Below are 13,832 nucleotides of genomic sequence, written 5' to 3'. Positions count from 1 at the left end.
CAATAAAGCTTCATGGAAAGTAAACGGCATGGGCCGTAAATACTATGTTCTATGCATGTTTGGGTGGTTGGAAGGGGTCGTCGCCCCAAACGGTTGAGTAGGAGATTTGATAATGGAAATTCCCTTTTTGAACCATCGGAATCTCTGATTTTGAATCAAAGAAAGATTTTGAGTCCATCACAAAGACCAAGTGCTGTGCACACTGGGTTTGGTGTTGAAAGGGTAATTTTTCGTGTTCCTTTTGTTCTTCTTGGTGTTTTTCGCTGTGGGAATCCTTTAATTCACCGTAGTGTTTGGACATAAATACCAAAAAGTTATCGCCATATTCCGCAGAGTGGAATTGGTAGTGCTCAATCAATTGATCCAGTTCGGCCAAATCGGTGAAATGGATATTGATACTTTGCAGAAAAATGAGCACTGCAGTACCTATGGTAATTAATTTATTCATCCTGACAGCGTAAAATTACAAATTTAACACGGCAGGAAAACCATGGGCAACTAATTTAGAATCAATCTGATTACACTGAGAATGAATTAGTTGATATTCAAAATCACCGCCTGAAATGGCTTCAATTTTAAGGAATTGTCAATAATATCAAGGTCATTATAATTATTTATAAGAATTGGGGAAGCGGCCCAATTCTTATCTAGGGACACGGTCGAACTTTCTTTAGAAAAGTTTAACAGGACCAATAGCTTCTTATCGTCCATTGTTCTGGTATAGGCATAAACCGTTGGATGCTCGGGCATTATAAGTTTGTAATCGCCATACACCAAAATTGGATTTTGTTTGCGCAGTTGGGTCATTGCCCTAAAATGGTTCAGCACGGAATTGGAATCTGAATCTTCAACTTGTACATTGATTTCTGCGAAATTGGGATTTACGGGCAACCAAGGTGTTCCTGATGTGAAACCAGCATTGGTGGAACCGTCCCACTGCATGGGGGTGCGGCCGTTGTCCCGGGAGCCGAAATTGAGTTTTTCCATGAACAGGTCCATATCCTCACCTTCCGATAATGCCTTTTGATACCCATTGATGGCAGCAATGTCCTGATATTGCGAAATGGAATCAAAATCAATATTGGTCATACCCAGTTCATCCCCATAATAGCAATAGGGCGTGCCGCGCATACTTAGGATAAACGTATTCAACAGCTTGGTGGAAGCGCTTCTAAATGCTTCACTGTCGTTGCCCCACCTGCTCACCATGCGGGCCTGGTCATGGTTGGCCAAAAAGATGGACAACCATCCATCCTCGGCAAATTCTTGGTCCCATTTGGTGAACACTTCCTTCATGGTGGCCAGATCATATCCTTCATATTTGGGAATGTCCACCCCTTCAAAAGCATAGGCCAAATTGAGTTCATTTCTATCTTGGTCCACCAATTTGTGTGCATCCTCAAAATTGCGCCCGGCACCTTCGGCCACACTCATTACATCATATTTGCTGAAGACTTCTTCGTTCATTTCCTTCAAGTAGTCGTGAAGGCCATCCTGCATGGCATAATATTGAATGAAATCCTTCTCAAAACCATCCGGGAATTTTGGATAGGTGGTATCCTTGGCAGCAAATTGGAAGGCATCCAAACGGAACCCATCCACACCTTTATCGGCCCAAAATTTCATGATATCGTACACTTCCTGTCGCACTTTGGGGTTGGACCAATTCAAATCGGGTTGTTGTTTGGCAAAGTAATGTAGGTAATAGGCATTGGTCAACGAATCGTATTGCCAAGCGTCTCCTTTGGCATCGAACAGACTGTAACGGTAGGGCGGTTTCCCTTTTTCTGCAGGCCACCAATGGTAATAATCCCGGTATGGATTGTCCCGTGAGCTTCTGGATTGCTTGAACCATTCATGCTGGTCACTGCTATGGTTCACCACTATGTCCATGACCAATTTGATATCGCGTTGGTGCATTCCGGCAAGCAGGCTGTCAAAATCGGCCATGGAGCCGAATTCTTCCATGATGTCACGGTAGTCGCTCACATCATACCCATTATCGGCATTGGGAGAGGTATAAATGGGATTGAGCCAAACGGCCGTTACCCCCAAACTTTTAATGTAATCCAACTTTTCGACGATGCCCTTCAGGTCACCTACGCCATCACCATCGGAATCCTTGAAACTACGGGGATATATTTGATAGACAATAGCCTCTTTCCACCATTGGGCATTATCAATACTGGTTTTGGGCTGTTCTTTTGGTTTTTGATTGCAGGATAAGACCACCATTAGCACTAAAAAAAGGCAAATCACCCCTATAAATGAGGAACGTTTCATAACAGTTGGTTTATATGCAGTATTCCTTAAAGATAGGTGATTTGCCCATATGTTCTTTTATCGCTTTGCCGTTCTATTCCAAACGGATGGTGCCACTGCCATTTTTTTCCAAAAGGACATTTACCTTTGGAAGTTGCGTTTTAAGAGTGCTGTTCAATTTAGCCATGTGTTGGTCCAACTCCTTCGAAAGTTCATCGTACACCACGTATGCAGCATCCGTTGGTCTGGCGTCCCCATTTTCGATGCTTCGTTGCAAGGCATTGAATCGGTTGTTCAATTTAATCGGGAAGTTTAAGGGGTCTTGACCCGATTGGTTCTTGGTCTGATACAGGTCTTCCTCAATTTCGGTAAGGGTGCCCATAAAATCACTGGATAGCTTTTTGAATTGATGGCTCGAAATACCTTTGCCCAAACTATCCAATTGCTTGCGAATGTCCCTGATCTGGATGACCGCTTCATTGGCAATGGTGGCTTTTTTGGTGATTTTGGATGCCAAGTCAAATTGCTTTTGAAGGTCTTCGGCCGTAATGCCTTTCAAGTTGGGGTCCATTTCAATGGTAAACGGATAGCTTTTGATGACCTCCGTACCAACTTTCATTTGCACGGTGTACGTGCCGAGCGGTGCTTTTGGCCCTTGCTTGGCTGAAGCTCCCCAAATAATGATGCCATCAAAGGTCGTGGGTCCGGGATACCTCAAATTCCAGGTAAAAGAATTGATGCCTTTTGCAGTTGTCGGAGTGGTACTGCTGCCACGGCTCCACCAAGATGCATTGTCGTCCTTTTTGTATTTGGGTTGGTTGCCTCCAAATGCTTCAATCAAATTATTGTCGGCATCAAAGATGGAAAACGTAACACTGTCCACCTGTTCTTCCAAATAATATTGGAAAGTGGCATTGGTAATCCCTCTAATCGCATTGGTGGGCTTGAACAGTACATTTCTATCACTGATAAGCTCTTCTGAATATTCGCGTAACGGTTGTATATCGTCCAAGATCCAGAATCCCCTACCGTGGGAGCCCAAGACCACATCGTTGTCCTTGATCACCAAATCCCTGATCGGGGTGTCGGGCAGGTTTAATTGCAGGGATTGCCATTGTTCGCCATCGTTTATGGAAAAATAAACGCCATGTTCGGTGGCCAAGAACAACAAGCCCTCCCGTACATGGTCTTCACGGATGGCCCGTGCAAAATGTCCTTTTTCTATCCCGTTGATGATCTTGGTCCAAGTTTTTCCGTAATCGTGCGTCTTAAAAACATAAGGCTCACGATCATCCACTTGGTAACGGTTGGCGGCCACGTACAAAGTACCCGGATTGTGAATGGATTCATCGATGATGCTTACCCGTGAGAATTTTGGTAAATCCTTTGGGGTGATGTCTTCCCAATTTTTACCGCCATCCCTTGTAATATGGATTTTGCCATCATCCGAGCCGGCCCAAATGGTGTTGATGTCGTGATTGGAAGGTGCCAAGGCAAATACGGTGGCATAAATTTCAGGCCCGTTCATGTCCATGGTGATGATACCCCCGGTTTTCCCCAGTGTTTCTGGGTCAGCATAGGTGAGGTCCGGACTGATTTTTTCCCAGGTCTGTCCATCGTTTGTGGTTTTCCAAACATGTTGGGAGCAGGTATACATCACATTGGGGTCTTTTGGCGCGAACATAATGGGGAACGTCCATTGCCAACGTTCCGGAAGGGCACTTGCCGGTTCCCCAGAAAAGAATCGTGGATACACCTGAATATCCCTTATCTGTCCGTTGCTTCGGTCATATCGCGTCAATAGGGCGCCTTGGCTTCCGGCATAAAATATATCCGGATTGGTCGGGCTTTGGGTAATCCAGCCACTCTCACCACCGCCAACAGCATAGTACCAGCCGTGGTTCGGGCCACGGGCCTGCATAAAATCCCATCCATCACTGGGCATGGCCAACGTACTGTTGTCTTGCTGGGCACCCACCACGTGGTAGGGCACGTCGCTGGTGGCCATTACGTGATAGAATTGTGACGTGGGATAATCCTGTTCGGTCCATGTTTTGCCTCCGTTGATGCTTACTACACCACCACCATCATTGGAGCTGATCATACGTTCTGGGTCATTGGGGTCGATCCATAGATCGTGATTGTCGCTGTGTGGAGTTCGGATGGTAACATCGAAGGTTTTTCCCCCATCTGTGGATTTGAAAAAGCCAACATTTAAACCGTACACCACATCCTTGTCCTTGGGATCGGCATAAATTCGGGAATAGTAAAAAGCGCGTTGGCGCAGTTTTCGTTCATTATTGGTGAGCTCCCAGGTTTTTCCACCATCATCCGATCTGAACACACCTCCTTCGTTGGCTTCCACAATGGCCCAAACCCGGTTCGAATCCACTGGGGAAACGGTTACCCCGATTTTTCCAATGGGACCTTCGGGCATTCCGGGATTTTTGGTCAAGTCGGTCCAAGTTTCTCCGCCATCGATGGACTTCCACAATTTACAATCGGGACCACCGCCCCACATTTTCCATGCTTTTCGGTACACCTGCCACGTACTGGCATACAGGGTATTGGGGTCGTTTCGATCAATGATCAAATCAGCAGCGCCCGCTTTGGGACTCACATACAATACTTTTTTCCAGGTTTTTCCACCGTCCACACTTTTAAAAACACCCCGTTCCTCGTTTTCGCCGTAGGGATGCCCAAGGGCTGCCACGTACACAATGTTTTCGTTGGTGGGGTCCACCCGTACCCTTGAAATGGCTTGTGTTTCTTCCAATCCTAAATGGGTCCAAGTTTTGCCACCATCCGTGGTTTTGTAAACGCCGTCGCCTTGGGTAATGCTGCCGCGCAACTGGGTTTCCCCCATACCAATGTATACTACGTCCGGATTACTCTCGGCCACGGCCACCGCTCCCACCGAAGAGCTGGTCACTTGTCCGTCCGTTACCGCGGTCCAAGTATTGCCGCCATCGATGGTTTTCCAGAGGCCACCACCTGTGGCCCCAAAATAATATTCGTTGGGTCTGGAGGGACTTCCTGCACAGCCCAGTGACCTTCCGCCGCGGTCAGGACCAATGTTCCGCCAGGAAAAACCACTGTAAAAACTGGTATCCACGGGCATGGATGCTTGGTCGTTTTGAGCAAAATTGAAAAGGGTTGTGAAAAACATGGCCATAAGCCACCATGTTTTGGTTGAGGTTGTTTGCATTTTCATAATCTGAGCGTTGGTTTTGAGTAGTTAGCCCCAAGTTACTCAATATGAACGAAAAAATATCACTCGCGGAGTTTTTCTAGGGTCATGCCGAAATCGTATTGCAGGTCTTCGTGGAGCAAGGGCATTTTTTTGGCGATATAATCCAATTGTCGGGTATATAAATTGAGCAATGTGGTGTTTCTGTGAATGGAAGGCTTCAGATTTTTTAGCTTTTCACAGAAATACAACAACAATTCCACTTCGGTTTCCTTGTTGCCCGAATAGCGGATGTATTTTTTGATGGTCCGCAATATTTTCCGCACACTCTTTTTGATATAGAAATAGCTATTGATGTTAATGTCCGCGAACATTTCGTCCACCTCTAGTTTAACCGTTTCAATATAACCGGCCTCACTGTCGGATTCAAAGAGCAGATAGGTGAGAAGTTCTTTGTTCTCCTTTTTAAAACGGGCCAAACGCAAACAGAGCTGCACAATATCGTCTTGGGACTTGAATTGGAGTTCTTTTTTGAGTTGGGCTATTGTAGCTGCCTTCATGCGATTACTATCTTAGGTAGGATGCACCGTTAACATCGATTATGGTACCCGAGGAATAGGCCGCCCCTTCAGATGCCAGGAATAGGATGGCATGGGCCACTTCTTCGGGCTGGGCCATACGTTTGAAAGGGGATTCCCGTAACAGGTTTTCACGTTCAACTGGCGTCAGGGTTTCCTTGGCCATTTCGGTTTCGGTAAATCCGGGTGCCACCACCCCGATGTAGATTTTGTAAGGAGCCAATTTTTTGGCGAGCGATTGGCTCATAGCATTCAAGGCAGCTTTGCTGGCCCCGTAAGCTGGTTTGGTGGGCTCGCCACGGAAGGACCCACGAGACGATACATTCACAATATGCCCACCGCCCGATTTTATCATGCTCTGGGCCGCCCAATAGCAGGTGTTGGCCACAGCGAATAGGTTGGTTTCGAAGGTTTTTTCCCATGCATGTGTCCAATGGTCAAAATCGACCTTGTCAATTTCATGGAAAATGGAAATGCCCGCATTGTTCACCAGAACGTCCAATCGGCCGTAAGCTTTTATAAAATCATCAATAAGCGTTTTGGTCTCGGCCTTTTGGGAAATATCCCTTTTGAACAGTTTGTGGCCGCTCCCGGGTAATTCGGATAAGGTTTGTTGGGCCACTTCATCATTGCTTCGGTAATTGATGCCCACTATGGCCCCTTTTTGGGCAAACGCCATCGCAGTTGCCTTTCCTATACCACGGGAAGCTCCAGTGACTAACACATTTTTTCCTGTAAAATCCATAAATCGTTTGATTGTTGTTTTCAAAGATAGGGGGAAAAGCGCTTTTTGATTGCTAAAATGAATTGCACTACCTTTAAAATCCAATTCAGTAAAACAAGTGTTTGAATGGGAACCAAAAAGAGACATTGGCTGTGGAACCTATTGATTGTGCTGACGGTAATCGTTTGTATTCTCGCTTTTGTGGAGCACTATAAAAATTGGTACAAGGTGGAGGAAGGCAACCTAAAGGTACTTTCCGGGCTGTACTACCAAAAAATCCCATTGGCGGAACTGGACAGCGTACTCTTTGTGGAAAAGTTGCCCGAAATGGAACGATCAAGCGGTTTTTCTTGGAAAGCAAGGGAAAAAGGCATTTTTCTGGATTCGGTAACACAGACCAAAGTGCATGTTTTTGTGGACGATCTGCGGCAACACAAGATCAAGTTGGTACACCATGATTCCCTTACCTTGTACATGAACCTGCAAGATAGTACCGAGACCCAAGAATTATTCTCAATTTTGCAGACCGAAATGCAAAACCGTACCCATGTTGATTAAGGCAATGAATAATAAAATGGCGGTGGCCATAAGTTTAGTAATGTTCCCCATGTTGGCTTTTGCCCAAAATACCATTTCAGTGCATGTACACAATGTGGCATCCAAAAAGGGAAAGGTGAACGTTGCAGTCTATAACTCCCACAATACATTTTTGTCCTTTGATGGGGTCCTCACTACGAACAGCGTGCATGCCAATGAAGGGATTGTAACGTTGAAGATACCAAATTTGCCTGCTGGGGAATATGCCTTGGCTGTTTTTCATGATGAAAACGACAATGGGAAATTGGATACCAATTGGCTGGGCATTCCAAAGGAAAAGGTGGCATTTTCCAATGCGGAGATGCGGACTTTCGGACCACCAAAATATAAGGATTGTGCCTTTCACATTTCCTCGGATTACGAAATCAACATCACTCTTTAATTAAAATCAGATGGGAACAATATTTATGGCGCAATTGATGGGTGCACTTTTTGGACTTTTGGCTGTCGTTTTCGGTGCTTTCGGTGCCCACGCCCTTAAAAAGAAATTGACCCCTGAACTGCTCCATAGTTTTGAGACAGGGGTCAAATATCAAATGTACCATGCCATCGTACTTTTGGTACTGGGCTTTAATTTGGGTTTTGACAATGCGTTGGATGCGGCCATTGTCAATTGTTTCATTTTTGGGACCTTGTTGTTCTCCTTCAGTATTTATGCCCTTTGTTTGAGCGCTGCCAAAGGTGAAAAATTGCGGTTTTTGGGTCCTGTAACTCCCATTGGGGGATTATTGTTGGTCGCGGGATGGGCATTGTTACTTTATTCCTTTGTGGCCAACTTGGTCTAAAGCCTAAGGTATAGATTCCCGTTGATGGTGTTCAGTCGCAATCGGTTTTCAGCCTTGTCGAAGCTGCCTTCCACTTTTTGACCCACATACTTGTCCGAAACCACCAAGTTCAGCTTTTCGTCGGCATAGATATTTCCATTCAAGGTTTCGGCCACCAATCGGGTGTTTTTCATCACTAGGTCAATGGCACCGTTGATGGTCTGGAGGTCCATATCACCCTTGTATTGTTTGATGTCGATATCCCCATTGATCAATTCGGCCGTAAAATCCCCTTCGATGATGTCTGATTTTAGGGTGCCATTGATGCTGCTCACTTTAAAACGAGCTCCCTTGGGCACATAAAGTACATAGTTGAATTCATAGGTGTCATCTTCCATGAACCCTCTATTTTTGGAACCTGGGTGATTTCTGTCCCACTCATCCTGAAAGGCTTTGAAAACAGGGATGGCATCTTCTTCAATGTCCAATGTAGATCCGTTTTCATCAATGTCCAAGTTGTATAGGTCGATGAATTTGCCATTTTTGGTGGTGATGTCCGCCTTCAGGTATACCGTGGATTTATCCCAGGTCTTTACTTCGATTTCGGAGGCAAATTTTACGTTAAGGTCAATAAACTGACCGGAATACTTGAAGTTTTTTTCAATAACTTTTTGTGCCGATAGGGATAGGGTTGCCAATCCCACAACTGCGGTGATGATCCATTTTTTCATGACTGTTCGTTTTTAAGATGATTTTAAATTGATGTTTTGTCATCTTGAGCGCAGTCGAAAGATGGATAAAAACATCTCGACTCCGCTCGATGTGACATTTGAGATTATTTTTTTCGGAGGTACATATTACTATTGACAGATTTCATGGAGATTTTGACTCCACCACCATTGATGGCGGCATTCACTTTTCGTCCCAAATAGGATTTCATGCCATCCTTTTCGGTCACTTTTATGTCGAAGTCGGTATAAAGATTTCCATTCAAGGTGCTCAACGATAGGTTGGCGGGGGTATTGCCAGGTAGCGAAACATCCACCACTCCGTTAGTAGAGTACAAAGTAATCGGGGAATCTTGTTTTACGGTCCCGAAAACCACTTCCAAGGTTCCATTAAGGGAGTTGGCGGTTACCGGACCATTTACGTTGGTGATCTTTACACTACCATTGAGTTGGGCATCTGCCTCGATTTCTCCTGAAAACCCATCGATGTCGATGTCGCCGTTCCAAGTGCTCTTAACAGATAGGTTTTGGGATTTGGGTAGGTAGATTTCGGCCCCTTTGCTTTTTCTCAAATTGTGTACGATCAATGTGTTGCCATCTTGCACCACGGAGAAACCGATATTGGTGTTGTCCGGCCCTCCCTCTCCGACCAATTTGAGACCTTTGGCCCTTTCGGGGGTCTTCACTTCGGGACCGGATTTGATCAAAAGCTCATTGGAGCTGTGGGTTTTAACGGTGATGTCCGTTTTCGATTCAATTTTGACCCACTCGATGCCGCTTAATGATTTCGTGTAATCTGTCTGGGCCTTGGCCAAGGTGCCCACTAAAAGGGCCGCAATAATAAAAATTGATTTTCTCATGATTTTCGTTTTTTGATGTTTATGTTATACTGGGTAATACTGCTTTGATCTGTTCTTTTATAAAGGGTTGGGTGTCTTCTTGATCCAATAATTTTTGCATGGGTTTCACCGCTTTTTTCTCTTGGATTTGCACCAGTGCTTGAATGATAGCGACTTGGATACTCGGATTTTTCTCTTTTTCCAAAGCCTCAATGAGTATGTTTTTTACACTTTCCGAGGAAGTGAACTTTGCAAGGGCATCGAAGGCAGACATACGAACGTTGTCGTTTTCATCATATAACAATCGGTTGCCCAGTGCTTTGATGATGGCTTCATCCGGACTTTCAAATTCTTCAATGTAGCTGACTCCTTGGATGCGTTTGCTGGCCGATTGGTTTTCCATCAGCGATAACATGGCCGTTTGTTTCATTTGGAGGGTCTCCTCCTGCAGTAGCGCGATGTCCTTATTGGCTTTTTGCTGTTGGAATACACTGCCCATTTGGAAGGATGCCACCAAAAGTGCAATGCTTGCCGCCACTTTTAAAAAGGTGTTCGACCAGTTGTTTCCTTTTCGTTGCGGCTGCAATTGAATCACCTGGCCGTGATTTGATATTTCCGTTTCCAGCACTTTTTCAAATTGAGCCTTCAACCTTTCGGAAGGAACCTCAATTTGGTCTTCCCTAAATGCGGAAAACAATAGTTTCATTTCTTCCAATTCCTTTTGACAAAGGGGACATTCCGCAAGGTGTTGCTCCATTTTTCGTAAGTCTTCCCCTTTAAGTGAACCGTCCAGATAATCGGGAATCAATTCATCAACATGTTTGTTTTTCATAGCTACAGACTTTCTAAATAGATATGTTTCAATTTTTTTAGTATTCGGCACACTTTGGTTTTTATGGCTCCCGGTGTGCTTCCCATCATTTCCGCAAGGTCCTCATACCTAATTTCCTGGAACCGGTTCAATAGCACCAATTCCCGGTCGGCAGGATCCAATTGGTTCAAAGCGTGTTGTAATTGGGCATGGTTTTCCATTGTTTCATTTTCCTCTTCCACTGCTTTGTACGCCAAAACACCAATGTCTTCATGATTTTTATGGGTTCTCCTATAATAGGTCTTGAGACTGTTTCTGGTAATGGTGAACATCCATGACATAAATGAGCCATTGTTGTACGAGTTCCTATACTTAATGAGCTTGTAAAAAACATCTTGGGTCAAATCTTCGCTCAACATGCGGTCACCAGACATTTTGTACAGAAAATTGTACACATGTTTGTGATGTCTGTCGAACAATACCTTGAGCAAATCCAGATTACCTTCTGTAACCTGCTGCATGATCAATTCATCTGAAAGCGTTTCCAAACGATGTTTTTTAGTTGGCGTTTACCTTATATAGTCAGGAAATTAAGAAAGGTTACACAGGAAAGAAAAAATAAATCACCATCCTAACTAAAAGGGAGCCAAAAAAGGTGTATTTGGGTGTTGAAGTTTAGTTACAACCACAATTGTCTTGGCCACAGCCCTTGTCCTTTTTTTTGCCAAAGGATTTGGGCAATAGGTATTTCCAAAGCAGAAAAGCGACTGCCAAAATCAGAGTTCCATATGCCAAAAGTTGTTGTACCATGTAAAGGTCAAATTAAAAGTTGATAGGCAATCAATGCCACGATATAGGCAAACACGCTCATGAAACCCAGTTGGAACAGGGGCCATTTCCAAGAATTGGTCTCCCTTTTCACTATGGCCAAGGTACTCATGCATTGCATGGCGAAAGCATAGAATAGCATTAACGAAATGCCCGATGCCAAATTGAAAAGTGGCCTGCCTTCATCATCCAATTCTGCCGCCATTCGGTTTTTGATGGTTTCCTCTTCATCGCTGCCCACACTATAAATGGTGGCCAAGGTACCCACAAAAACTTCACGCGCCGCAAACGAGGTCAATACCGCAATGCCTATTTTCCAATCGTAGCCCAACGGTTTTACAAAGGGTTCAAAGGCTTTGCCAGCCTGACCAATGTATGAGTGTTCCAATTTGTAGCTGGAGATTTCCTGGGCAATCGCCCTTTCTTTCAGTTCCTCCGTCAATACGGTTATGGAATCTTGGAGGACAGTAGCGGACATACCATCTGCGAGAGCTGCTTCTCGATAAGAAGCCACATTGTTCTGGATGTAATTTTTGCTGTAGGTGCTTAGTCCATCTTTTTCTATACGTTCCGAGACTATATGTTCAGCATTCTTGAAATCATCGGAATACCCATTAGACCCCAAGAACCAAAGGACAATGGAAATGGCCAATATGATTTTTCCGGCCCCAAAAACAAAGCTTTTGGTTTTCTCCAACACCGTATAGGCAACATTTTTGAAGAGTGGCAGTCGATACGTGGGCATTTCCACCATGAACAGCGATCGACTTTTGATTTTCAGGATTTTGTTCAACACCATGGCCGAGAAGATGGCCATTCCGAACCCGATGAGATATAGCAACATTAAGGTCAAGGCTTGATAGCTCAGTCCCAAAAACGTGCCTTTGGGAATGACGAGAGCAATCAAAATGAGATAGACGGGCAACCTTGCAGAGCAGGTGGTAAAAGGTGTCACCAATATGGTAATGAGCCTCTCTTTCCAGTTTTCAATGGTTCGTGTGGCCATAACCGCAGGAATGGCACAGGCCGTTCCCGAGATCAAGGGTACAATACTTTTTCCGCTCAGGCCAAATGGGCGCATCAATCGGTCCATTAAGAACACCACACGGCTCATATAACCTGATTCTTCCAGCAAGGAAATAAACAGGAACAAAAAAGCGATCTGGGGAATAAAGATTACAATACCCCCAATACCGGCAATGATTCCTTCAGCCAATAGATCGGTGAAAATACCCGGTGGCAATGTATTTTTGACCCATTCACTGGCCATGGCAAATTGCTCGTCGATAAAGTCCATGGGGTAGGAACTCCAATCGAAAATGGCTTGGAAGATGGTCAATAAGATCACAAAGAAGATCAGATAGCCGAACACTTTATGGGTCAACAGTTTGTCCAATGATCCCCTGAGGCCTTTGGCGGCCAAAAAGTCAACTTTGTAGGTTTCCTTAAGCGTATTGTTGATGAACTGGTATCGAAGTACCGTTTCCTTATGCTGTAGTTTTTTGAGTTCTTCCTTTGACTTGGTGGTAAAATCGGTGGCGTCCTGGATGCGTTTTTTCTCAATGGGCATAAAGTTCACATCCTGGGTGATCACCAACCACAATTTGTAGAGGTCTTCGTTGGGGAACGTGCGCTGCAAACGCTCAAAATATTCTGGTGAGATGCGTTTGGCATCCAAGTTGGGTGCGGAGGAAATATTTTTGTAATCGGCAATCAATTCCTTTAACCGATCGATCCCTTGCCTTTTTCTGGTACTCACCAAGGCGATTTTGGTATCCAATTTCTCTTCCATGGCTGCCACATCCAACGAAATACCCTTTCTGGACATGCGATCGGCCATGTTGATCACTAAAATGGTCGGGATTTTGAGATCCTTGATTTGAGTGAACAGAAACAGGTTACGTTTCAAGTTCTCCACATCACTGATCACCACAGCGACATCGGGGTAATCCTTGTCGTTTTTGTTGAGGAGCAACTCCACCACCAGACTCTCATCCAAAGAAGTGGTGTTCAGGCTATAGGTGCCTGGTAAATCCAAGATATGGGCCTTTACACCCCGTGGCAATTTGCAAATCCCTTCTTTTTTCTCAACCGTGATTCCGGGGTAATTGCCCACCTTTTGGTTAAGACCGGTAAGTTGGTTAAAAACGGAGGTTTTGCCTGTGTTCGGATTTCCGATCAGGGCAACGTTGATGTTTTTACTCATGGTGCTTGGGTTTCTTCGATAATATCAAGCTCTATGAGTTCGGCCAACGATCTTCGAATGGCAATATGACTTCCGCTCAGATTGATGTAAATGGGGTCGTTTAAAGGGGCAACTTGCACCAATTCAACACTATTTCCGGGCAAACAGCCCAATTCCAACAATTTTATGGGGAGAAGGTGCTCGGAGAAATCCTTGATTATGCCCTTTTGTCCATGTATTAGATCCGCAACGGTAGCCACTATGCTTATTTAGATTTATTATAAGTAATGGCAAAAATAGCTAAAGTTGATAAATAAATTGCCATA

Annotated in this window: 14 protein-coding genes; 3 read left to right on the top strand and 11 right to left on the bottom strand. The window is 44.7% G+C overall.

Going from position 1 to position 13,832, the window contains the following annotated elements:
• Positions 1–49 precede the first annotated feature (49 nt).
• The 5 genes from EO131_RS12970 to EO131_RS12950 all read right to left on the bottom strand — a co-directional run bounded on the left by EO131_RS12970 (position 50) and on the right by EO131_RS12950 (position 6,775).
• A complete protein-coding gene (locus EO131_RS12970; RefSeq protein ID WP_127022837.1) occupies positions 50–448 on the bottom strand; it encodes a hypothetical protein in 399 nt (132 codons plus the stop codon).
• An 86-nt stretch (positions 449–534) separates the two neighbouring features.
• Positions 535–2,283, bottom strand: a complete 1,749-nt coding sequence (locus EO131_RS12965) for a glycoside hydrolase family 13 protein (protein WP_127022834.1) — start codon at positions 2,281–2,283, stop codon at positions 535–537.
• 73 nt (positions 2,284–2,356) lie between these two features.
• Complete coding sequence (locus EO131_RS12960) at positions 2,357–5,437, bottom strand: VPS10 domain-containing protein (protein ID WP_241243842.1); 3,081 nt, start codon at positions 5,435–5,437, stop codon at positions 2,357–2,359.
• A gap of 98 nt (positions 5,438–5,535) precedes the next feature.
• A complete protein-coding gene (locus EO131_RS12955) occupies positions 5,536–6,012 on the bottom strand; it encodes a hypothetical protein (RefSeq protein ID WP_127022828.1) in 477 nt (158 codons plus the stop codon).
• 7 nt (positions 6,013–6,019) lie between these two features.
• Positions 6,020–6,775, bottom strand: a complete 756-nt coding sequence (locus EO131_RS12950; protein WP_127022826.1) for an SDR family NAD(P)-dependent oxidoreductase — start codon at positions 6,773–6,775, stop codon at positions 6,020–6,022.
• 105 nt (positions 6,776–6,880) lie between these two features.
• Here EO131_RS12950 and EO131_RS12945 point away from each other — a divergent pair, with 105 nt between their 5' ends.
• From EO131_RS12945 to EO131_RS12935, 3 genes are read left to right on the top strand one after another with little or no spacing between them, the layout of a single operon-like run.
• Positions 6,881–7,312 carry a PH domain-containing protein gene (locus tag EO131_RS12945; RefSeq protein WP_127022823.1) on the top strand — a complete coding sequence of 144 codons (432 nt, stop codon included), beginning with the start codon at positions 6,881–6,883 and terminating at the stop codon, positions 7,310–7,312.
• Positions 7,302–7,733: a DUF2141 domain-containing protein gene (locus EO131_RS12940; protein ID WP_241243841.1), complete on the top strand. Its 432-nt coding sequence runs from the start codon at positions 7,302–7,304 to the stop codon at positions 7,731–7,733. Before EO131_RS12945 ends, EO131_RS12940 begins: the two co-directional genes overlap by 11 nt.
• Positions 7,734–7,743: 10 nt before the next feature.
• Complete coding sequence (locus EO131_RS12935) at positions 7,744–8,136, top strand: DUF423 domain-containing protein (RefSeq protein WP_127022820.1); 393 nt, start codon at positions 7,744–7,746, stop codon at positions 8,134–8,136.
• Here EO131_RS12935 and EO131_RS12930 read toward each other — a convergent pair.
• The 6 genes from EO131_RS12930 to EO131_RS12905 all read right to left on the bottom strand — a co-directional run bounded on the left by EO131_RS12930 (position 8,133) and on the right by EO131_RS12905 (position 13,769).
• Entirely contained in the window at positions 8,133–8,846 is a 714-nt protein-coding gene (locus tag EO131_RS12930; protein ID WP_127022817.1) for a DUF4097 family beta strand repeat-containing protein, read from the bottom strand. The two genes, EO131_RS12935 and EO131_RS12930, sit on opposite strands and share 4 nt — an antisense overlap.
• A gap of 104 nt (positions 8,847–8,950) precedes the next feature.
• On the bottom strand, positions 8,951–9,703 hold the full coding sequence (locus EO131_RS12925; protein WP_127022814.1) for a DUF4097 family beta strand repeat-containing protein: 753 nt from the start codon (positions 9,701–9,703) through the stop codon (positions 8,951–8,953).
• Positions 9,704–9,722: 19 nt separating this feature from the next.
• Positions 9,723–10,514: a HEAT repeat domain-containing protein gene (locus EO131_RS12920; protein ID WP_127022981.1), complete on the bottom strand. Its 792-nt coding sequence runs from the start codon at positions 10,512–10,514 to the stop codon at positions 9,723–9,725.
• Positions 10,515–10,516: 2 nt separating this feature from the next.
• The gene (locus EO131_RS12915; protein ID WP_127022811.1) at positions 10,517–11,041 is read right to left on the bottom strand and encodes an RNA polymerase sigma factor; all 525 of its coding nucleotides are present in this window, start codon (positions 11,039–11,041) and stop codon (positions 10,517–10,519) included.
• Positions 11,042–11,310: 269 nt separating this feature from the next.
• Positions 11,311–13,527, bottom strand: coding sequence for a ferrous iron transport protein B (gene feoB, locus EO131_RS12910; protein ID WP_127022808.1), 2,217 nt, complete (start codon positions 13,525–13,527; stop codon positions 11,311–11,313).
• On the bottom strand, positions 13,524–13,769 hold the full coding sequence (locus tag EO131_RS12905; protein ID WP_127022805.1) for a FeoA family protein: 246 nt from the start codon (positions 13,767–13,769) through the stop codon (positions 13,524–13,526). The genes feoB and EO131_RS12905 overlap by 4 nt, the downstream gene beginning before the upstream one ends.
• Between the last annotated feature and the right edge of the window lie 63 nt (positions 13,770–13,832).

This window comes from Flagellimonas beolgyonensis (assembly GCF_003992615.1).
Lineage (GTDB): Bacteria > Bacteroidota > Bacteroidia > Flavobacteriales > Flavobacteriaceae > Flagellimonas > Flagellimonas beolgyonensis.
This window is presented reverse-complemented; position numbering and strand designations above follow the sequence as displayed.

Coding starts and splice junctions, on each gene's coding strand:
- EO131_RS12970 (WP_127022837.1), bottom strand. CDS start 448: ATGAATAAATTAATTACCATAGGTACTGCAGTGCTCATTTTTCTGCAA.
- EO131_RS12965 (WP_127022834.1), bottom strand. CDS start 2,283: ATGAAACGTTCCTCATTTATAGGGGTGATTTGCCTTTTTTTAGTGCTA.
- EO131_RS12960 (WP_241243842.1), bottom strand. CDS start 5,437: ATGGCCATGTTTTTCACAACCCTTTTCAATTTTGCTCAAAACGACCAA.
- EO131_RS12955 (WP_127022828.1), bottom strand. CDS start 6,012: ATGAAGGCAGCTACAATAGCCCAACTCAAAAAAGAACTCCAATTCAAG.
- EO131_RS12950 (WP_127022826.1), bottom strand. CDS start 6,775: ATGGATTTTACAGGAAAAAATGTGTTAGTCACTGGAGCTTCCCGTGGT.
- EO131_RS12945 (WP_127022823.1), top strand. CDS start 6,881: ATGGGAACCAAAAAGAGACATTGGCTGTGGAACCTATTGATTGTGCTG.
- EO131_RS12940 (WP_241243841.1), top strand. CDS start 7,302: ATGTTGATTAAGGCAATGAATAATAAAATGGCGGTGGCCATAAGTTTA.
- EO131_RS12935 (WP_127022820.1), top strand. CDS start 7,744: ATGGGAACAATATTTATGGCGCAATTGATGGGTGCACTTTTTGGACTT.
- EO131_RS12930 (WP_127022817.1), bottom strand. CDS start 8,846: ATGAAAAAATGGATCATCACCGCAGTTGTGGGATTGGCAACCCTATCC.
- EO131_RS12925 (WP_127022814.1), bottom strand. CDS start 9,703: ATGAGAAAATCAATTTTTATTATTGCGGCCCTTTTAGTGGGCACCTTG.
- EO131_RS12920 (WP_127022981.1), bottom strand. CDS start 10,514: ATGAAAAACAAACATGTTGATGAATTGATTCCCGATTATCTGGACGGT.
- feoB (WP_127022808.1), bottom strand. CDS start 13,527: ATGAGTAAAAACATCAACGTTGCCCTGATCGGAAATCCGAACACAGGC.